Origin of the sequence: Yersinia intermedia (assembly GCF_900635455.1) — a bacterium.
In the GTDB taxonomy this organism is placed as follows: Bacteria; Pseudomonadota; Gammaproteobacteria; order Enterobacterales; family Enterobacteriaceae; genus Yersinia; species Yersinia intermedia.
This window is the reverse complement of sequence record NZ_LR134116.1, coordinates 535,837-556,371: the sequence shown is the minus strand read 5'-3', so window position 1 is coordinate 556,371 and position 20,535 is coordinate 535,837. Positions and strand designations below refer to the sequence as shown.

The window sequence follows — 20,535 nt, the reverse complement described above, 5'->3', positions numbered from 1 at the left end:
AGCTTCATCAAATTAGGCAGAACAACAGCATATGCAGGAACTGACCTATCTGCAAGGTTATCCCGAAAACTTACAGTCTCAGGTACGCCAACTCATTACAGAGCAGCGGCTGGGGAATGTATTACGTCAGCGTTATCCGCAATCTCATGATTACAATACGGATAAGATGCTGTATCAATACACGGTTGATTTAAAAAACCAGTATCTACGCAACGCGCAGCCGTTAAGTAAAGTGGCTTACGACAGTAAAATTCAGGTGATGAAGCATGCGCTCGGTCTGCATACCGCGATTTCCAGGGTGCAGGGTGGCAAATTGAAAGCCAAAGCAGAGATTCGGGTCGCCACTGTGTTTAAAAACGCGCCAGAAGCCTTCCTAAAAATGATCGTGGTTCATGAATTGGCGCATTTGAAAGAGAAAGATCACAACAAAGCATTCTATAGTTTGTGCTGCCATATGGAGCCGCAATATCATCAGTTAGAGTTTGACACTCGCCTCTACCTGACTCATTTGGATCTGTTTGGTGCAATTTATTAGTATTTGATTTACAAAGCCATAGCTAATAGATTTCAAGTTGTAGGTGAGTGAGCATAGCTAACACCCTGTAATTACAATGTAACTACAATATCACTTCAAGTACGAAGGGAATTCGCCGAGAAAATCCCCCTGTGGGTGTAACCATCTGGCGGTTCAACGTGTTTTTCTTCTGTAGTAATGGAGTTCACTATGATTCGCTTCGCTGTTATTGGCACTAATTGGATCACCGCACGCTTTGTTGATGCCGCCCACGAAAGTGGTAAAATGAAACTGGTTGCAGTTTATTCCCGTAAGCTGGAACAGGCCCAAGAATTTGGCGATGATTATAACGTTACGGACTGCTTTGATAATCTGGAAGCGCTGGCAGCGAGCGATCAAATTGATGCAGTGTATATCGCCAGCCCGAATTCCTTACATTACCCCCAGGCAAAATTGTTTCTCAGCCATAAAAAACACGTTATTTGCGAAAAATCACTGGCATCAAATTTGGCTGAGGTCGAAGCACTGATTGCCTGTGCTCGCGAACATCAGGTCGTGCTATTTGAAGCCTTTAAAACTGCCTATCTACCTAATTTTATTCAATTAAAGCAGGCTCTGCCCAAGGTGGGGAAATTACGTAAAGTCACCATTAACTTCTGCCAATATTCATCACGTTACCAGCGCTACCTGAACGGCGAAAACCCCAACACCTTTAACCCGGCCTTTTCTAATGGCTCGATCATGGATATTGGTTACTACTGTTTGGCTAGCGCACTGGCATTATGGGGCGAGCCGAAATCAGTACTGGCGAGCGCCAGTTTGCTCCCCAGTGGGGTCGATGCCCACGGCACTGTCTGTATGAACTATGGCGATTTTGATGTAGTCCTTATTCATTCGAAAGTCAGCCAATCGGATATCCCCAGTGAGATTCAGGGTGAAGATGGTTCGCTGATTATCGAAAGCATCTCTGAATGTTTGTCCATCGCCTTTACCCCGAGAGGGGGTCACTCAGTTGATCTGACGCTGCCACAGCATATTAATACTATGCTGTATGAAGCTGAGGTTTTTGCTGATTTGGTAGAGAATACACAGGTGGAGCACGCTGGTTTGCCGTTGTCATTGCTCACCTCGCGTATTCAAACGGATATTCGCCGCCAGACTGGGGTTATTTTCCCGGCAGATACCCAGCCACCGGCTGTAAGTTAATTTTTTGTTTCAATGATTGACCAACAACCCGTTTTCGATTATTTTTGCGCGGCAAAGGGGAGTAACTTCATTGCCGGTCTGCCGTCATTACGGTGCGAAAGCACCCGGTTACCGGGCAACCTCATTCTGTACTAGCACCTATGGGTGTTGTTACATTATCAGTGTTGTAAGTGAGACCTTGCCGGAAGGCGAGGTTTGCTTGCAGCTCAGACATAGCGGCTAGCGTCTTCCGACGTTGGCCGTTTTTGTTTTTAAGAGGTTTATGAATGATGAATACCGTGGGTACTCCCTTATTGTGGGGTAGTTTTGCTGTTGTCGTGACGATCATGCTTGCCATCGATTTACTCTTACAGGGGCGTCGTGGCGCGCAAACCATGACACTGCGTCAGGCAGCCTGCTGGTCGCTGGTGTGGGTTAGCTTATCCTTGCTGTTTAATGCTGGTTTCTGGTGGTATCTGGCCGAAACGGTTGGGCGCGAAGTTGCCGACAAGCAAGCACTTGCCTTCCTGACCGGCTATCTGATCGAGAAAGCACTCGCCGTAGATAACGTCTTCGTTTGGCTAATGCTGTTTAGCTATTTTGCTGTTCCTGCCAACTTGCAGCGTCGGGTACTGATTTACGGTGTGCTGGGCGCAATTGTACTGCGTACTATTATGATCTTCGCCGGTAGTTGGCTGGTCTCACAATTCAGTTGGATTCTGTATCTGTTTGGCGCCTTCCTGTTGTTTACCGGTATCAAAATGGCATTGGCAAAAGAGGACGATACACCCATTGGTGAAAAACCGCTGGTGCGCTGGATTCGTAACCACTTACGCATGACGGATGAGTTACATGGCGACCGATTTACTGTGCGTAAAAACGGCCTGCTCTACGCTACCCCACTGGTGTTGGTGCTGATTCTGGTTGAGTTAAGCGATGTGATTTTTGCCGTTGACAGTATTCCAGCTATCTTCGCTGTGACCACCGATCCCTTTATTGTGTTGACCTCTAACCTGTTTGCTATTTTAGGCCTGCGTGCCATGTATTTCTTACTCGCAAATGTGGCCGAGCGCTTCTCAATGTTGAAGTATGGTCTATCGGTCATTTTGGTGTTTATCGGTACCAAAATGATGATTATCGATCTGTTCCATATCCCTATAGGCATTTCATTAGGTGTGGTAGCCGGTATTTTGGCACTGACATTGTTAATTAATGTCTGGGTAAATCATCGCGCAGACCGCCGTTCAGCAGCAGATAAGACTGCTCACAAGTAAGTCCTCTAACGCTACAATCTATTATGCGGGGTGGCAATAACCCCGCATTTATCCCGTATATTCCATCACTAGCCAAATGTTATTACGATCACATAAATGTAAACAAAATGTTATGCAATATTGATCCGCATTGGATTTTGCTGATTGTCTTTTTCCTCGCCAATAGATTCCCTTATACTGTTAAAGCAAACACACCCAGTTACAAATAATACTAAGTTACAGGTGTGAACATAAGTGCTCAGTCCCGTTCCGGTTTGAGTGCTAAATGGGTAAAAAAATAAAACAAGTTTAACTTGGGAAGAGGCATCACTGGAAAACTATGGAAAAGACACCATCTGGATTTATCGGGTTTATCGCCCGTGGTAGTTTAGTTAAACAAATACTGGTCGGTTTGGTGGCGGGTATCATTTTGGCAGTGGTCTCTACCCCTGCCGCTGCAGCAGTGGGTCTACTTGGTACATTATTCGTTGGCGCATTGAAAGCTGTCGCCCCGGTATTGGTATTGATGCTGGTCATGGCCTCCATTGCCAACCATAAGCAAGGGCAAAAAACCAGTATCCGCCCTATTCTGTTTTTGTATCTATTGGGCACCTTTTCAGCCGCACTGGTTGCCGTAGTCGTTAGCTTTATGTTCCCATCCACCCTTATTCTGGCGACCAATACTGCTGAAATCACCCCTCCCGGTGGGATTGTCGAAGTACTGAAAGGTTTACTGAGCAGCATAATCGCTAACCCGATTCATGCGCTGCTCAATGCCAACTATATCGGTATTCTGGCCTGGGCCGTGGGCTTGGGTATTGCCTTGCGGCATGCAGCGGATACCACTAAAGCCTTAATTAATGATATGTCTGATGCGGTGACCAAAGTGGTGCGAGTGGTTATCCGTTTTGCTCCGCTGGGTATTTTTGGCTTAGTTTCATCCACCATGGCAGAAACGGGTTTTGGCGTGTTACTGGGTTATGCACAGCTATTAATCGTATTGATTGGCTGTATGTTACTGGTGGCATTAGTAATAAATCCGCTGATTGTGTATTGGAAAATTCGCCGTAACCCATACCCACTGGTCTTTGCCTGCTTACGTGAAAGTGGTGTAACCGCCTTCTTTACCCGCAGTTCCGCTGCCAACATTCCCGTAAATATGGAAATGTGTAAGAAGATGAACCTGAATGAAGACACTTACTCGGTCTCCATTCCATTGGGTGCCACCATTAACATGGCCGGCGCGGCAATTACTATCACCGTGCTGACACTGGCGGCAGTCCATACTCTGGGTATTCCGGTTGATTTACCCACAGCGCTGTTGCTGAGTGTCGTGGCTGCGGTCTGTGCCTGTGGTGCATCCGGTGTTGCCGGTGGCTCGCTGTTGCTGATCCCATTGGCTTGCGGCATGTTTGGCATTCCGAACGAGATAGCAATGCAAGTGGTCGCAGTTGGTTTCATTATCGGTGTGTTACAGGATTCAGCCGAAACCGCACTGAACTCTTCCACCGATGTGCTGTTCACTGCGGCGGCCTGCCAGGCAGACGATGCCAGATTGGCTAACCCTGATCCACTGGCGAACCGTAAGAGTATCTGAATCAGGATAGTGTCATAACCTGTGGGGGCGATTACAGCCCCCATTTTTATTGGGTCACTTCTTCTTTTACCGCTTTCTTCTCATCCCGGAAAGGGTCAATTCCTTTAAGTTGCAGGCGGCGGAAGCGGATAATATTAAAGCCATTTAGCAGTAAGAAACTGCCTTCAATTAATGAGCCACCAATAGAACCCAACCAGACATTATGGATAACCCAGCAAACAGTGGATATCCACATCACACAACGGGTGGTCAATCCACGGGTACGGAACAGTGCCCAAGTGCTGATTACCGTGCCAAAAATGGGCAATATCTCCACCGCGTGTTGCATGCGCCAAATACCAAAAGTCAGCGTCAGGATGATAAATACCATCATCGCGATATTACTGCGGGTTTTAGCGGCCACCAGATTACGTAACGCGTTAAGCATGGCACTACTACCAGCAGCACTGGCTCCCATCAGGAAGAAGTGGCAGCCGATAATGGCACTGTATGCAGAAAGTTGAAGTTTGAAACGCCGTTCATCGCGGTTGAAAAACATGGTAATACCGACAAAAAATGCCAGTACGCCAATGGCTTGAGCAAACCAATAGAAGGTCATGGTGGGGAGTCCTGGTGTGCAGTTACCTGCACTGAGTCTGACTGTTAATAATGAACCCCCTTCGTTCTTGAAGCCACAGGATTGTTAGCTGCGCCCTTTATTCGGCCCATCCATGGGCCTCACCTCGTTGAGGCCGCGGCAAACAGCGTTCAAATCAACTCGGCAGATTTGTCGCCCGACTCATTTACCGGAGTAAGCTCATCGGGGTTTATTCGCTTGCTGCCTACCTGTGACTCCAATTACTTTGGGTATCGGGTCTTATTCATAAAAAATAAAACACCGTTTCATATTATTAGAAAGACATACTGTTTACAAGGTTACGCCACTTTTAAAGATTGCCAGTTCGCGGAAATCATTCACTTCATTGCGCGCCGGTTTACCGTTGGCAATGTCAACAATCAACTCGACAAACTCAGTCAACAGGGTGTCCATGGAGGTGCCGTGAATCAACTTACCAGCATCAAAATCAATCCAATGTGGCTTCTTCGCGGCCAATTCACTGTTGGTTGCCAGTTTCACCGTCGGTACAAAACCACCGTAAGGTGTGCCACGACCAGTACTGAACAGCACCATATGGCAGCCAGCACCCGCCAACGCACTGGTTGCCACCGCATCATTGCCCGGAGCGCTGAGTAGGTTCAAACCTGGGCGCTGCAAACGCTCGCCATATTTCAGTACATCGACCACTTTGCTCTGACCCGCTTTCTGGGTGCAGCCAAGGGATTTCTCTTCCAGTGTGGTAATACCGCCCGCTTTATTACCCGGTGATGGGTTTTCATAAATCGGTTGGTTGTGAGCGATAAAGTACTGTTTGAAGTCATTGACCATACTGACCGTCTTTTCAAAAGTCGCTTCATCGCGGCAACGGCTCATCAGAATACGTTCTGCGCCGAACATCTCTGGGACTTCGGTCAGTACGGAGGTTCCGCCATTCGCAATGACATAGTCAGAGAAGCGCCCCAGCAGAGGGTTGGCCGTAATACCGGACAAACCATCAGAGCCGCCACATTCCAGACCAAACTTCAGTTCACTCAGTTTGCCCGGCACCCGTTGGTCATTACGCATCACCTGATAGAGCGCATGTAAATGCGCCAAACCGGCTTCAACTTCATCATCTTGCTGCTGGCAGACCATAAAGTGCACACGGTCTTCATCAACCTTGCCCAGCGTAGTTTGGAAAACATCTACCTGATTGTTTTCACAACCTAAACCAATCACCAGCACCGCACCCGCGTTAGGGTGACGCACCATGTTTTGCAGCATGGTACGGGTATTTTCATGATCCTGACCCAGTTGCGAACAACCGAATGGATGGCTGAACAGATAAACACCGTCAATCCCTTCAGCATCCTGAGTCTCTTTCAGAAAACGCTGCTGGATTTGACGGGCAATGCCATTCACGCAACCGACCGTCGGTACTATCCACAGTTCATTGCGGATCCCCACATTGCCGTTGGCGCGACGGTAGATTTGTACCTCACGATCGGCCATTTGTGGTGGCAGGTCACTGAACTCAGGCTGATATTGATACTCATCGAGATCACTGAGGTTAGTCTTGGCATTTTGCGAGTGAATATGTTCGCCCGGCTGGATGAGAATTAATGCATGGCCGATAGGCAAACCATACTTAACGATCATCTGGCCCGGTTCGATCGCCGTTAAAGCAAACTTATGGCCACGGGCCACCGGCTGAGCCAGCTTGACGCTGAACTCACCGGTTTCAATGACTTCATCTGCGGCCAGGTCTTGCAGTGCGACAGCAACATTATCTAGCGGGTGAATTTTTATAATACTTTGCATAGTTAAACCTTTAGCTATAGGTCGCTACCGCAGCTCTCATGCCGCGATCAATGATAGTTTGCAGTTGTTCTGTTACCTGATTGGCCAGTTGTGGAACGGCGGTCAAATCCTGTCCCCAATGGGTCGCATCAGACAGTACGCTGTTAACTAACTCAGCCAGCGTGATATCACTGTGTTTTACACCACTCCACAAGGTGGAAAAGCGTTCCAGCCAGTGAGCATCATCCTGCAACGGGTAAGTTTGACCATCACGCTCACCACGGTAAAAAGCGATAAGTGCTGCCAGAGCAAAAGTCAGGCGCGGTGGTAACTTGCCTTGCTGTTGCTGGTAGGTCAGCAACTGCGGCAAAATACGAGTACGGAATTTAGTCATACCATTCAAGGCAATAGACAGCAGTTGATGCTGAATGAACGGGTTGCGGAACCGGCTCAATACCGCTTGTGAGAACGACAATAATTCGTCTTCTGGTAAATCCAATACCGGTACAATCTCTTCGGTAATGGTTTTCTCTACAAAGCTGCTGATTTGTGCGTCATCCATCGTCTGGCCGACGGTGTCCAGTCCAGAGAGGTATGCCACAGGTACCAGCGCGGTGTGTGCGCCGTTCAGAATGGCAACTTTGCGTTCTTTATAGGGTTTGATGTCATCAACGATGCGCACGTTCAGATCGAGTTGATCCAGGCGCAGTTCTTGAGCCAGTTCTTTTGGCCCTTGAATAACAAATAGATAGAAGTATTCTGCGGTATCCAGGAAGCTATCCTGATAACCCAGTTCGGTTTGTAAGGCAGCCACTTCATCACGCGGATAGCCTGTAACGATGCGGTCAACCAGCGTTGAACAGAAGGTATTGTGCTCAGTTAACCACTGGGTGAAAGCGGTAGGTAATTGCCAATGACTGGCATAACGCAACACCAGTTCGCGCAGCGCTTCACCATTGTAATCAATCAGTTCACAAGGCAGTAATACCCAACCTTTATCTGCGGCACCGGCAAAATGTTCAAAACGTTCAAACAGCAAGCGGGTCAATTTAGCCGGGAAAGAGCTTGGTGGTGCGTCGCTGAATTGGTCCGCTTCATTCCAGGCAATACCCGCTTCAGTGGTGTTTGAGAACATAAAGCGAATATTGGCATCGCGGGCCAGTGCCAAATATTCATCAAACTGACGGTAAATATTGATCTCACGGTTAACCGAGCGGATCAGGCGGGATTCACGCACCGCTTCGCCCTGCTCATTCAAACCACGGATCACCGCAGTGTACAGACCATCCTGGGTACTGAGTGACGGTGGGAAATCAGTATCGATCGGGCGGATCACCACGATCCCGGCATTCAGATCAGTATGTTCATTCAGTAAATCAATCTGCCAGTCGACAAATGCACGCAGGAAGTTACCTTCACCAAATTGAATGATCTTGTCAGGGTGGCTACGGCCGGGAAAGTCACGACGGTTTAGAGTTTGCATCAGGGTTCACCTCATAACGCATACAGCTATGGACCGGCATTACTGACAGTCCGTGCTTTGCAGGCAATCCTTTCTTTGCAGAGAAGGTCTTTACCGCAGTGCAGCCGGGCGTTAAATAAATAATGAGTTAGAGTTATACAGAGCCGCTAACCGGCCCTGTTATTGGTTATTCAAATCAACGGGGCGATTACAGCTCGATGGCAAAATATTGCTTCGCGTTATCGAAGCAGATGTTTTTCACCATTGAACCCAGCAGTTCAATATCTGCCGGAGCTTCGCCATCAGCCACCCAACGGCCAATCATCTGGCACAAGATGCGGCGGAAGTATTCATGGCGCGTATAAGACAAGAAGCTGCGGCTATCCGTCAGCATGCCAACGAAGCGGCTTAGCAAACCAAGTTGTGCCAGTTGGGTCATTTGGCGTTGCATTCCATCTTTCTGGTCGTTAAACCACCAGCCAGAACCGAACTGCATTTTCCCGGCAGCGCCTTCACCCTGGAAGTTGCCAACCATCGTGCCGATAACTTCGTTATCACGCGGGTTTAGGCAGTAAAGGATGGTTTTTGGTAATGCATTACGCAGGCCCTGAGCATCCAACAGACGGGACAGTGGCTGTGCCAGTGGTTGGTCATTGATGGAGTCAAAACCGCTATCCGGCCCCACCAGATTAAACATGCGGCTGTTATTGTTACGCAGAGCGCCGATGTGGTACTGCTGCACCCATTCACGGCGGTGATATTCGCCAGACAGGAATAGCAATACTGCCGTTTTGAACTGTGCAACTTCTTCGGTACTTGGCTGATTACCGGCCAGACGACGCGCCAGAATCGCATCCAGCGTGGCTTCATCTGCCTCACCGTAAACCACAACATCCAAAGCATGATCCGAAACTTTACAACCGTGGGCGGCAAAGTGGTCCATCCGTTTGTTCAAGGCAGTACACAGATCGGCAAAGCGGCTGATAGAGGTATCAGCGGCAGCTTCCAAACGCTGCATGTAGTCGTTAAAGCCCGCGGCTTCAATGTTGAAGGCTTTATCTGGACGCCAGCTTGGTAACACTTTGATGTTGAAGCTACCATCAGCGGCAATAGCTTTATGGTGGCGCAGGTCATCAATCGGGTCATCAGTGGTACCGACCATTTTTACATTCATCTGCTGCATAATGCCGCGCGCAGAGAAACTGTCCTGAGCCAGTAATTCGTTACCGCGTTGCCAGATCTCTTCTGACGTTGCAGGGGATAATAACTTACCTGTAATACCAAATGGACGGCGCAATTCAAGATGAGTCCAGTGATACAGCGGGTTACCGATAGTATGAGGAACCGTTGCAGCCCATGCGTCGAATTTCTCACGATCACTGGCATCGCCGGTACACAGACGTTCTGCTACACCGTTAGTCCGCATAGCACGCCATTTATAGTGATCACCTTTCAACCAGATGTCATACAGATTCTTAAAGCGGTAGTTTTCTGCGATCTGTTCAGGGGGTAAATGGCAGTGATAATCAAAGATCGGCTGATCTTTTGCGTAGTCATGATATAGACGACGGGCGAATTCGGTGTCCAGCAAAAAGTCTTCGGTCAAAAACTGCGACATATTAGGTTCCTCACTTGAGTACATCTTAGAGCACTGCTCTCTGTTATCGCGAAGTTATCACACCAATTCCATCTATCGTCCAGCATTTTTTTATCGATAGCGATCGCAAAAACCTAACAAAAAGAACAAATACTCAACATTTATAGTCTATTTAGCCCCTTGCGGCACTAAGTCTGTCGGGTTCTATTATTCCCTAATTGAAAAGTGGTTTTTGTGATGTCACTCAACTTTTAAATCTGTATGACAAGTTATTGTTGCGTCGCCCTCAATCATCTCATCCGCATTGTTCACTCAAACGCGCTGATTTGACCCACACGGGAAGACACAGGCAAGAATGAAAGCAGCGACAGCACCGTTGCTCTCAACAGGAAGGGATACCCAAAGCAGTTGAAGCTACCGATAACACTTCAGCCTCAACTCAAATAAGAAGGTATGACCCAATTAAACAGGGTCGGGTACCACCGCATGTACAACGATGTAGGTTGGGCCAAATTGCGCCATGAAACGCCGCTACAGGTCGCGCTTCATAGCAGTAATCTTAGACTGGGAGAAAGTTATAAATGATGCGTAAAATTAAAGGCTTACGCTGGTACATGATCGCTCTGGTCACCGTCGGCACCATATTGGGTTACCTAACACGTAACGCTATTGCGGTGGCCGCACCGACGTTGCAAGAGCAGTTACATATCACGACACAGCAATATTCTTACATCATCGCTGCTTATTCTGCTGCTTACACCTTGATGCAACCGGTAGCCGGTTATGTTCTGGATGTTATGGGCACCAAAGTGGGCTATGCCATGTTTGCCATTATGTGGGCCATCTTCTGTATGAGCACCGCGTTGGCCAGCAGTTGGGGCGGTTTAGCTATCGCTCGTGGTGCGGTAGGTATGGCAGAGGCTGCTATGATCCCTGCGGGCCTGAAGGCCAGTAGCGAATGGTTCCCTGCAAAAGAACGCTCCATTGCTGTAGGTTACTTTAACGTCGGCTCTTCTATCGGCGGCATGATTGCACCACCATTGGTGGTGTGGGCTATCGTGATGCACAGTTGGCAGATGGCATTTATCATCACCGGTGTGCTCAGCCTGATTTGGGCTATTGCCTGGTTAATCCTTTACAAACACCCGAAAGACCAGAAAAAACTGACCGATGAAGAACGTGAATACATCCTCAGTGGTCAGGAAGCTCAGCACTCCACCGCTAACGCTAAAAAGATGTCTGCATTGCAGATTATCCGTAACCGTCAGTTCTGGGGCATTGCTATCCCGCGTTTCTTGGCAGAACCAGCCTGGGGGACATTTAACGCTTGGATCCCACTGTTTATGTTTAAAGCCTATGGCTTTAACCTGAAAGAAATCGCCATGTTCGCCTGGATGCCAATGCTGTTTGCCGACTTGGGCTGCATTTTGGGTGGCTACCTGCCGCCGTTATTCCAGAAACACTTCAAAGTTAACCTGATTGTTTCCCGTAAGTTGGTGGTAACAATGGGTGGCCTGTTAATGATTGCACCGGGGACTATCGGCCTGTTCACTAGCCCTTATGCCGCTATCGCACTGCTGTGTGTTGGGGGCTTCGCTCACCAATCATTGTCTGGCGCACTGATTACACTATCTTCCGACGTATTTGGTCGTAACGAAGTGGCCACAGCCAACGGGTTAACCGGTATGGCGGCCTGGACTGCCAGTACCATGTTCGCTCTGGTGGTGGGTGCGTTGGCAGACACCATGGGCTTCAGCCCTCTGTTTGCCGCATTGGCGGTATTTGATGTGTTAGCCGTGGTGGTTATCTGGACGGTGCTGCAAAACCGCCCAGCGGTTGAACCGACTATCGATCCGATACAACAGGCTCCTGCCGGACAAAACTAATCTGAGTAGTCATTATTGAGCCATAGGTTCGACTCAAGCCCGGTAATCATTTACCGGGCTTTTTACTTCTTGCCAGCCCCCTGGTTTAGTGCGTATTTTCCATCACAACTGTGATAGCAATGACTAGAACCGAATAGGGATAAGTGGTATAACAAATCCAATTATATCTCCTTCGGGATATCATGCCTTCCAGACAATATGAGCCGCAGAATCTGCAGCCTCAATTGCTCCCAAGAGCCTTAATCATGGAATTAACAGAAACCAGACGGTTGTACCAGCAGTTAGCCGCAGAGTTAAAGCAGCGCATCGAAGCGGGTGTTTATCCTGTAGGGGATAAATTGCCGGCGGAACGCTGCATTTCAGAAGAGATGAATGTCAGCCGAACCGTGGTCCGTGAAGCGATCATCATGCTGGAAGTAGAGGGTTACGTTGAAGTGCGTAAAGGCTCCGGCATCCACGTGATGTCGAATCAGCAAAAGCACCTCGTCATGCCCAACCACAGCATTGAATTCGCCACAGCAGGTCCCTTTGAGTTGCTACAGGCACGCCAGTTAATCGAAAGTAATATTGCTGAATTTGCCGCCACTCAGGTTACGCCGCAAGATATCGTGCAATTAATTGAGATCCAAAAACATGCGCGTCAGGAAGATCGCTTCCGTGATTCACAATGGGATCTGAAATTCCACGTACAGGTTGCTCTGGCCACCCAAAATACCGCCATGGCAACGATTGTCGAAAAAATGTGGAGCCAACGGGTACATAACCCTTACTGGATAAAACTGCATGAGCATATCGATGATAAATCGATCGAGAGCTGGTGCGAAGATCACGACAGGATCCTTGAAGCTCTGATGCGTAAAGATCCTTACGCCAGTAAACTTGCTATGTGGCAACATCTGGAAAATACCAAGCAGATGCTGTTCCGTGCCACTACCGATGATTTTGAATTTAATGTGGATCGCTATTTATTCACAGAAAACCCCGTTGTTCATCTCGATAATCTCATGATGAATAACAATATGGTCGCGAACAGCAAAGGCTGAACCTTGCTCAGGTAGTGGCAGGCAACGGGAAGAGAAACTGATTCTATTCTTTCTCTTCCCGGTCTGATCATGGCGATTTAAGGTCAGTAAATGTCGACTTCTGTCAGCAAATGTCAGTATCAAGCCTGTTTTTAAACCATTGCTTAATAAATACTCAATAGGCATTTATATTTCCCTGTTTCATATCCCGCTATTTTGCTAAAGTGTCAGCACTTTTTTACTTGGGTGCTTTGGGAGCGAAACGCAAATACATGCGCTGGTTGTTTGCTCTATTTATTGCAGTGTCTGGCTGGGCCGGTTCGGTCTCCGGCAACCTGCTATCGCCCACATATTCTGCTCCATCAGGCATGGCGTTATCAACGCTAAGTGCTGTCTATCATAGCAGCCCCTATATCCGCGACATGTCGTCATCCGTAAGGGCATTATCACCTTACCCGCACCTGCAAAATAAAGTCATCCCCACCCAATTGCGTCTGATGGGTTTGCCGGTCAAAAAAACCGCCATAAAGAATCGGCTGGGGGCCAGCAAGTTTACCGGCTCAGCCAACCCGTCATTGGTTAATAACACCTGGTCTGGGGCATATCTGGCAATATCTCGCAGCAGTCGGGCAGATGAAATCTACAAACAGCCGAGGCAATCACTGCCACTGCTTAACTACTCCAACTGGATGTTCCATACATCGGCACAGCAAAATCGTGTGGGTGGCTGGAAAGAGAGTAATATTCAATATAGCGGGATGCTTACCTACCACCATGATTCTCAGTCGTCGTAGCTTCCCTGACAGTTACAGCGCGAAGTATATTTACCTATTGATATCAGCGAATTGGTTTGTTTGAACACATTTATCAAAACCATCGCTTAAACACGAAAAGCCATCAGCTATTTTTGCGAGTCGTGTTTATAAACTAACGAACATACCCAAAGTAATTGGTATTGCAGTAAGGCAAAACAAGCGAATCCTGGCCCATTGATGAACATCTCAGTGATTCGGGTAAGAAAGCGCTACTGCAACGTCAGGTAAGTAAGGGTATACAACAATGACGTTTTAGGAATACCAGATGGATATCATTAAAGAACTCTTACATGCTCTATGGGCACAGGACTATGAGACACTGGCGAACCCGTCTCTGGTATGGGCCATTTATATCCTGCTATTTGTAATACTTTTCCTGGAAAATGGTTTGCTGCCAGCGGCCTTCTTACCGGGTGATAGTCTGCTGATTCTGGTTGGTGTACTGATTGCAAAAGGTGCGATGAGCTTCCCTGTGACCCTCGTGGTATTGACCACTGCCGCTAGTCTTGGGTGCTGGGTCAGTTATATTCAGGGGCGATGGCTGGGGAATACCAAAGTGGTACAAGGCTGGCTGTCTCATCTCCCTGCTCATTACCACCAGCGTGCCCATAATTTGTTCCATCGCCATGGGTTATCTGCCCTGCTGGTGGGCCGTTTTCTGGCATTCGTGCGTACCTTGTTGCCAACAATTGCCGGGCTTTCAGGCCTGGACAACACCCGTTTTCAGTTCTTCAACTGGATGAGTGGCTTCCTGTGGGTATTGATCCTGACAACGATGGGCTTTGCCTTTGGTAAAACACCGGTATTCCTAAAATATGAAGACGAAGTGATGTTCTTCCTGATGTTATTGCCGCTGGCACTGTTGGTGATTGGCTTGTTTGGTTCTTTATATGTGCTTTGGCGCAAAAAAAGCACCCCACAGGTTGCGGATAGCAATGACAAAAATAAAGGTAAGCCAGAGTGATCAACCTCAAGGGCCGTTTTAGTCGCCCGGTTTGGCACTATCTTATTTTGCCAGTCATGGCGCTGTTGCTGGCGGCCTTGTTGTTTACGCCTATTATTTTGCGCACAGAAAGTGCGTTGAAAATTCGGCCTAACCAACAGGGGCTGTCATTGCCTGATGGGTTTTATCTGTACCAACATCTTGATCAACGTGGGATTCGGATAAAAAGCATTACTCCAGAGAATGATAGCTTGGTGGTAAGCCTGGAATCCCCTGAACAGCAGGAAGAAGCCATTGAAGTGTTGCAGGATATCTTGCCGAGCGGTTATGTCATTGTCTTAAGCGAGTCTAAGAAACGTCAGCGTCTGTTACCCGCATTCAGAAATACCCTACAAAATGTAGGCTAATTTTCGCTACGGGGGCTATCTCCCCGTAGTCATCTGCTATTTTTTGCCTATTTATTCCGCTGATATCTGATTAATCTATAAAAATTCCTGTGGTAAACTTGGGTATCACATCATTCAGCGCTATGCTTAGACATTCACGGCAACCTGTTTTCGTCCCTGACTCTTGCTGTAAAAGGAAGTAATACTATGTTGTTACGTCGCTCTCTCCTGTTGGTTTTACCTATTGTCGTATTTTGTAATGTTGCTCAAGCAGCGTTAGACAATGAATGCGACATAAAAGCTAAAGAAATCCAACAACAGATAGATTATGCCAAACAACATGGCAATACCCGCCGCGCGGCCGGTCTGGCAACAGCCTTAAAAGAAGTAAAAAGCAACTGCACGGCGGAAAACCTGAAGGCCGAACAACAGAAAAAAATCAGACAAAAGCAACACAAGGTCACTGAGCGCCAGCAAGAGTTAAAAGAGGCTCAGCAGAAAGGTGATGCGAGTAAAATTACCAAGCAACAGAAGAAGTTAGTGGAAGCGCAAGCCGAGTTAAAACAAGCTAAGGCGCAGAAGTAGCAACTCCGGTTTTAAATACAATAACGGCGAATCATCAGAGTTATTTAAGATTTATTCACCTTTTAACTTTGTTAAATATTCGCTACGTTAGGTATCCACCTCAGTTATGTTAAGGAGCTATTACATGCCACAAGATAAAACCTCTGAACATTTACGCGCTGAACTTAAGTCACTGGCAGATACTTTGGAAGAAGTGCTGCAAACTTCGACCGATAAGCCGAAAGCTGAGTTAGATAAGCTGCGAGCCAAAGCGGAAAGCGCGTTGAAAGATACTCGCGAGCGTTTGAGCGAAACCGGCGATAAAATCGCAGCGCAAACTAAAGAAATTGCTGACAAAGCAGATACCTACGTTCACGACAATCCTTGGACTGGTGTAGGCATCGGTGCCGCTGTTGGCGTGGTGTTAGGCGTTCTGTTGTCTCGCCGCTAATTATGGCTGAGCTTCCTCACACACAGGGCCCCGGTAAAGGGGTCCTTGATACTGTTCACCGCATCGCCACTATTGTGGTGGGCATGGTTGAAACCCGTGTACGTCTGGCCGCCATTGAGCTGGAAGAGGAAAAAGCAACACTGGTTCAGTTGCTGATGATGGCAGGGATTACCTTGTTACTTACCGCTTTCGGGTTGATGAGTCTGCTGGTCTTAGTCATATGGGCTATTGATCCTGCCTATCGTTTAATGGCGCTGGGTACTACCACTGCGGTGCTATTGGCACTGGCGATAATCGGTGTTATCTGGACTATCACCAAGGCACGCAGCTCCACACTGCTGGGTTCTACCCGTAAGCAATTGGAAACGGATCGCGAGTTATTGGAGAAAGAGCGTTGAGCCGCCGTAAATTAGCACAAGAAAAAGCCGCATTGTTACGCGAGATCCAGCAACAACGTCTGGATCTCGCCCACAGCGCTGCACACTGGATTGAAGTCACTGCACCTTATGATCGGGGTTGGGCACAAATCGTCGGTATGCGAAAATATTTGATGGTTGGCTCCAGTCTGGTCGCACTATACGGTATTCGCCACCCCAGTAAATTAATCCGTTGGTCGCGCCGGGCGGTCAGCATATGGGGAACCATCCGATTGTTTCGTAGCACTTTTTTCTTACGTTAACCTGCCGTTAGCTCCCTTTGTGGCACCTCGGTATCCTCTAGTGAGTTACTGGCTGCCCTCCCCCCTTCTGTTGCCTAAACAGACTGTTTTTCGGCATTAATCTGCTACCACTTCAGTTTTTTTGATAAAAATAGACAGTTTTACTTGCTAACAACTTCTCAACTTCTCCACTAACATTCTCTCATCAACTCAGGGAGCTTGTGGGATAACACCGACAAGCAACCACATACAAGCACCTTTAATTAACCATTAACGCCCGCAGATGCCAGGCATTAATAGAACAACTTTTTGGAGAAGTCGTCGATGAACAAATTACAAGATACTGGCCTGTTGGTAGCACGCATTCTGATGCCGATTCTGTTTATTGTGGCCGGTTACGGCAAAATGGGTGATGCCTATGCTGGCACGCAACAGTATATGCAAGCAATGGGTGTCCCTGGCTTCTTCCTGCCATTGACTATTTTGCTGGAATTTGGCGGCGGTTTGGCAATTCTGTTTGGTTTCCTGACCCGTACCACTGCACTGTTCACTGCGGGTTTCACTATTCTGACGGCACTTATCTTCCACACTAACTTTGCGGAAGGCGTTAACCAGTTGATGTTCATGAAAAACCTAACCATCGCTGGTGGTTTCATCGTGTTGGCGGTTGCCGGCCCTGGTGGTTTCAGTATTGACCGTCTGCTGGGTAAGAAGTGGTAAGGCTATACTATAAAATGCAATCCCAAAAGTAATTGGAGTTGCAGCCAGGCAGCAAGCGAATGACAAATGGGTCGGGAACTAATTTGAACAGCATTTATGCTAGCCCGTAGGGTGAGCCTCAAGGATGAGGCTCATTAATCCCGATTAACTTACTCAGGTAAGTGATTCGGGTGAATAAGAGCAGCTAACAACGCTGCAATTTCAAGAACACGGGGGATTGGATGGGGCAGCTCGTAGACGGCATGTGGAAAGACATCTGGTATGACACAAAATCTACCGGTGGTCATTTCAAGCGTAGTACCTCACAGTTCCGCAATTGGGTGACTGCTGACGGGCAGGCTGGCCCACAAGGTAAAGCCGGCTTTAAAGCCGAAGCACACCGTTACCATCTGTATGTTTCTCTTGCCTGCCCATGGGCACACCGCACTTTACTCATGCGCACATTGAAAGGCTTAGAGTCACTGATTTCAGTTTCTGTGGTACATCCATTGATGCTGGAGAATGGCTGGACCTTCGCTAATGATTTCCCTGCCGCCACCGGCGACGAACTCTATCATCTTGACTATCTCTATCAGCTTTATCTGCGCGCCGATGCAAATTATAGCGGGCGGGTGACCGTTCCGGTGTTATGGGATAAGCAGCAACAGACTGTCGTTAGCAATGAATCTGCCGATATCATTCGTATGTTCAATACTGCGTTTGATGGCGTCGGGGCTAAAACGGGGGATTATTACCCTACAGCGTTACGCAGTAATATTGATGATATCAACGGGTGGGTTTACGATCAGGTCAATAATGGGGTGTATAAGGCGGGATTTGCCACTACACAGGAAGCCTATGACGAGGCAGTTAATACCTTATTTGACGCATTGACCAAGCTGGAACAGATTCTGGCGAAACAACGATACCTGACTGGTGGCCAACTGACGGAAGCAGATTTACGTTTATGGACCACATTGGTGCGGTTTGACCCAGTCTATGTCACTCATTTCAAGTGTGATAAGCGCCGTATCAGCGATTATCTCAACTTATATGGCTTTTTACGCGATATTTATCAAATTCAAGGTGTCGCTGAAACAGTCGATTTTGCCCATATCCGCAATCACTACTATCGCAGCCACGGCACCATAAACCCTTACGGGATTATCTCCATCGGCCCACAGCAAGACCTGCTGGAGCCACATGGGCGAGATACACGTTTCACTTTATTAACAGATTAACGCGCAGTAGCCATAACAGCTTAAGGCGTAGTGAGCTAAGTCAGACTGAGTGCGTACAGCGCGGAAAAACCGGAGCGTACACGTAGTACGTGAGGATTGTGAACACTGCACAATCTCAGTATGACGACGCGCAGTAGCCGTTTACTTATTAGCGAACAATTTAGGAATCTCTCGCAGACACCACGACTTAGCCTCCCCCATACTGTCGCGCCGCCATGCCATAATAATATCGGCCTCACGGCTGAACTCTGGCCCGACGACCCGTAAACGGCCCGCTTCAATGTCTTTTTCTACCATTTCATAAGGCATGGTCGCCACACCTAAACCGGCTAATAATGCCCGCCGCTTATCTTCGATAGTGCTAACAGTCAAACGTTGCTGTTTATCCAGCAACTGAACCGTAATAACTGGCCGCTCACGAGCGGTATCCGCGACGGCGACACCACGATATTTCACTCGCGTCAGTTCTGACAAAGGCTCTGGTTCCAAATGAATGGGGTGGTCTGGACTGGCAACATAGACACTGGTCACTTTGTACAGTTTACGGCTGTTAATCTCTGAAGATGCACGGAAATGCATATCGGGCGCAATGACGATATCAGCCCGCCCCTGCTCCAACCGTTCCCATGCTCCGGCCAATACTTCGGTAAAAATAGAGACTTGAGTGTTGGCTTTAAGCGCCAGTTTGTCGATCAACGGGAACAGTTTCCATGCCGGAGACAATGCCTCGCTGACAATCGTGATATGTGTTTCCCAGCCGCGCGCCAATGCTTCAGCATCAGTAGTCAGTTTGTCTGCGGCTTCTAGTAGCACCCGCCCGCGATCCAGTAGCATCCGCCCAACATTGGTAAATTTGGTGCGATGCCCGGAGCGGTCGAACAACACCACATCAAGCTCTTCCTCAAGTTTCTGCATGGTATAGCTCAGTGCAGAAGGTACCCGCCCCAATTCATCAGCCGCCGCGGCAAAACTACCACGGCGGTCAATAGCATCCATTACTCTCAATGCTTCTAACGTTAGCGCCCGATCTTTGGCCATCATTTTCTCAATCAGGAAATTTGAATATAGCGACCAGATTAACTGGCTAACAATCCGTCGTCCAGACGCTTACCATCTCTTTATCAATTAATATCAGGATAGGGCAATCATTGTCATGATCACATGCAGAACAGCAAAACAGTGCGGGCAAGCTGACTATGGTTGGCTCCAAGCCCGTTATACTTTCTCATTCGGCCACTATTTTGATCCGAAACTATTGGGTTATGCCTCGCTGCGCGTCTTGAATCAAGAGGTGCTGGCACCGGGAGCCTCATTCCAACCACGAACTTATCCTCAGGTTGATATTTTAAACCTGATTTTACAAGGTGAGGCTGAGTATCGAAATAGTCTGGGTAACTATGTGCGCGGTAAAACTGGTGATGTGTTGCTCTTTTCTGCTCAATCGGGTGTCAGCTATAGCGAGCATAATCTAAGTGCAGATAAGCCATTAACGCGCATTCAGTTATGGCTCAACGCCTGCCCTGAACAGGAAAGTAATCCCGCCCAGCAGTTATCATTATGCACGCAACCATTACGGCTACTGGCATCCCCTGACGGTGAGCAGGGCAGCCTGAAACTGCGTCAGCAAGTATGGATTCATCATCTGGATCTAGCCGCAGGTGAACAGTACACCATTGACCTACACGGCCCGAGGGCTTATCTGCAATCCATTCACGGAACGGTGGCTGTGGTTGGGCCGCAGGCCAGTGAAACTCAGCGCCTGACCTGCGGTGATGGTGCTTTTGTACAAGAAGAACAGCACCTGGTGATTAAAGCCGAAACACCGCTGCGTGCGCTGCTCATTGATTTGCCTGTGTGAATAAGGGCGAGCATGCCAGTCAACATT

At 48.1% G+C, this 20,535-nt stretch carries 21 protein-coding genes; 16 read left to right on the top strand and 5 right to left on the bottom strand.

Annotation, left to right across the window (positions count from 1 at the left end; all coding sequences use genetic code 11):
• Positions 1–31 precede the first annotated feature (31 nt).
• The 4 genes from EL015_RS02555 to sstT all read left to right on the top strand — a co-directional run bounded on the left by EL015_RS02555 (position 32) and on the right by sstT (position 4,549).
• The gene (locus EL015_RS02555; protein WP_005192896.1) at positions 32–535 is read left to right on the top strand and encodes a M48 metallopeptidase family protein; all 504 of its coding nucleotides are present in this window, start codon (positions 32–34) and stop codon (positions 533–535) included.
• 189 nt (positions 536–724) lie between these two features.
• Positions 725–1,720, top strand: a complete 996-nt coding sequence (locus EL015_RS02550; protein WP_005192897.1) for a Gfo/Idh/MocA family protein — start codon at positions 725–727, stop codon at positions 1,718–1,720.
• A gap of 266 nt (positions 1,721–1,986) precedes the next feature.
• Positions 1,987–2,973 carry a TerC family protein gene (locus EL015_RS02545; RefSeq protein WP_005192898.1) on the top strand — a complete coding sequence of 329 codons (987 nt, stop codon included), beginning with the start codon at positions 1,987–1,989 and terminating at the stop codon, positions 2,971–2,973.
• A 319-nt stretch (positions 2,974–3,292) separates the two neighbouring features.
• Positions 3,293–4,549, top strand: a complete 1,257-nt coding sequence (gene sstT, locus EL015_RS02540) for a serine/threonine transporter SstT (RefSeq protein WP_005192902.1) — start codon at positions 3,293–3,295, stop codon at positions 4,547–4,549.
• 46 nt (positions 4,550–4,595) lie between these two features.
• On the opposite strand, the gene EL015_RS02535 is transcribed toward sstT, so the two are convergent.
• From EL015_RS02535 to uxaC, 4 genes are all read right to left on the bottom strand, one after another.
• A complete protein-coding gene (locus EL015_RS02535; RefSeq protein ID WP_005192905.1) occupies positions 4,596–5,147 on the bottom strand; it encodes a YgjV family protein in 552 nt (183 codons plus the stop codon).
• 309 nt (positions 5,148–5,456) lie between these two features.
• Positions 5,457–6,947, bottom strand: a complete 1,491-nt coding sequence (locus EL015_RS02530; protein ID WP_005192907.1) for a UxaA family hydrolase — start codon at positions 6,945–6,947, stop codon at positions 5,457–5,459.
• A 10-nt stretch (positions 6,948–6,957) separates the two neighbouring features.
• A complete protein-coding gene (locus tag EL015_RS02525) occupies positions 6,958–8,409 on the bottom strand; it encodes a tagaturonate reductase (RefSeq protein WP_005192910.1) in 1,452 nt (483 codons plus the stop codon).
• 187 nt (positions 8,410–8,596) lie between these two features.
• A complete protein-coding gene (gene uxaC, locus EL015_RS02520) occupies positions 8,597–10,006 on the bottom strand; it encodes a glucuronate isomerase (protein ID WP_005192913.1) in 1,410 nt (469 codons plus the stop codon).
• A gap of 560 nt (positions 10,007–10,566) precedes the next feature.
• On the opposite strand from uxaC, the gene EL015_RS02515 reads away from it, so the two are divergent.
• The 11 genes from EL015_RS02515 to EL015_RS02465 all read left to right on the top strand — a co-directional run bounded on the left by EL015_RS02515 (position 10,567) and on the right by EL015_RS02465 (position 18,650).
• Positions 10,567–11,871 (top strand): MFS transporter, encoded by a 1,305-nt coding sequence (locus EL015_RS02515; RefSeq protein WP_005192916.1) that lies wholly within the window; start codon positions 10,567–10,569, stop codon positions 11,869–11,871.
• A gap of 245 nt (positions 11,872–12,116) precedes the next feature.
• A complete protein-coding gene (gene exuR, locus EL015_RS02510; protein WP_005192922.1) occupies positions 12,117–12,914 on the top strand; it encodes a transcriptional regulator ExuR in 798 nt (265 codons plus the stop codon).
• 251 nt (positions 12,915–13,165) lie between these two features.
• Positions 13,166–13,687: a hypothetical protein gene (locus EL015_RS02505; protein WP_005192927.1), complete on the top strand. Its 522-nt coding sequence runs from the start codon at positions 13,166–13,168 to the stop codon at positions 13,685–13,687.
• A gap of 286 nt (positions 13,688–13,973) precedes the next feature.
• Positions 13,974–14,672 carry a DedA family protein gene (locus EL015_RS02500; RefSeq protein WP_005192932.1) on the top strand — a complete coding sequence of 233 codons (699 nt, stop codon included), beginning with the start codon at positions 13,974–13,976 and terminating at the stop codon, positions 14,670–14,672.
• Positions 14,669–15,058, top strand: a complete 390-nt coding sequence (gene mzrA / locus EL015_RS02495) for an EnvZ/OmpR regulon moderator MzrA (protein ID WP_032907983.1) — start codon at positions 14,669–14,671, stop codon at positions 15,056–15,058. The genes EL015_RS02500 and mzrA overlap by 4 nt, the downstream gene beginning before the upstream one ends.
• Before the next feature lie 186 nt (positions 15,059–15,244).
• Positions 15,245–15,622, top strand: a complete 378-nt coding sequence (locus EL015_RS02490) for a DUF1090 domain-containing protein (RefSeq protein WP_005192936.1) — start codon at positions 15,245–15,247, stop codon at positions 15,620–15,622.
• A gap of 124 nt (positions 15,623–15,746) precedes the next feature.
• Positions 15,747–16,052: an ElaB/YgaM/YqjD family protein gene (locus EL015_RS02485; RefSeq protein ID WP_005192939.1), complete on the top strand. Its 306-nt coding sequence runs from the start codon at positions 15,747–15,749 to the stop codon at positions 16,050–16,052.
• Positions 16,053–16,054: 2 nt separating this feature from the next.
• Positions 16,055–16,450: a phage holin family protein gene (locus tag EL015_RS02480; RefSeq protein WP_005192942.1), complete on the top strand. Its 396-nt coding sequence runs from the start codon at positions 16,055–16,057 to the stop codon at positions 16,448–16,450.
• Positions 16,447–16,731 (top strand): YqjK-like family protein, encoded by a 285-nt coding sequence (locus EL015_RS02475; RefSeq protein WP_032907985.1) that lies wholly within the window; start codon positions 16,447–16,449, stop codon positions 16,729–16,731. Before EL015_RS02480 ends, EL015_RS02475 begins: the two co-directional genes overlap by 4 nt.
• Positions 16,732–17,034: 303 nt before the next feature.
• A complete protein-coding gene (locus tag EL015_RS02470; protein WP_004714887.1) occupies positions 17,035–17,430 on the top strand; it encodes a DoxX family protein in 396 nt (131 codons plus the stop codon).
• A gap of 221 nt (positions 17,431–17,651) precedes the next feature.
• Complete coding sequence (locus EL015_RS02465; RefSeq protein ID WP_032906957.1) at positions 17,652–18,650, top strand: glutathione S-transferase family protein; 999 nt, start codon at positions 17,652–17,654, stop codon at positions 18,648–18,650.
• A 141-nt stretch (positions 18,651–18,791) separates the two neighbouring features.
• On the opposite strand, the gene EL015_RS02460 is transcribed toward EL015_RS02465, so the two are convergent.
• Complete coding sequence (locus EL015_RS02460) at positions 18,792–19,688, bottom strand: LysR family transcriptional regulator (RefSeq protein WP_005188368.1); 897 nt, start codon at positions 19,686–19,688, stop codon at positions 18,792–18,794.
• Positions 19,689–19,803: 115 nt separating this feature from the next.
• Between EL015_RS02460 and EL015_RS02455 the strand changes: the two genes are divergently transcribed.
• Positions 19,804–20,508 carry a pirin family protein gene (locus EL015_RS02455; protein WP_005188370.1) on the top strand — a complete coding sequence of 235 codons (705 nt, stop codon included), beginning with the start codon at positions 19,804–19,806 and terminating at the stop codon, positions 20,506–20,508.
• The last annotated feature ends 27 nt before the right edge of the window (positions 20,509–20,535 follow it).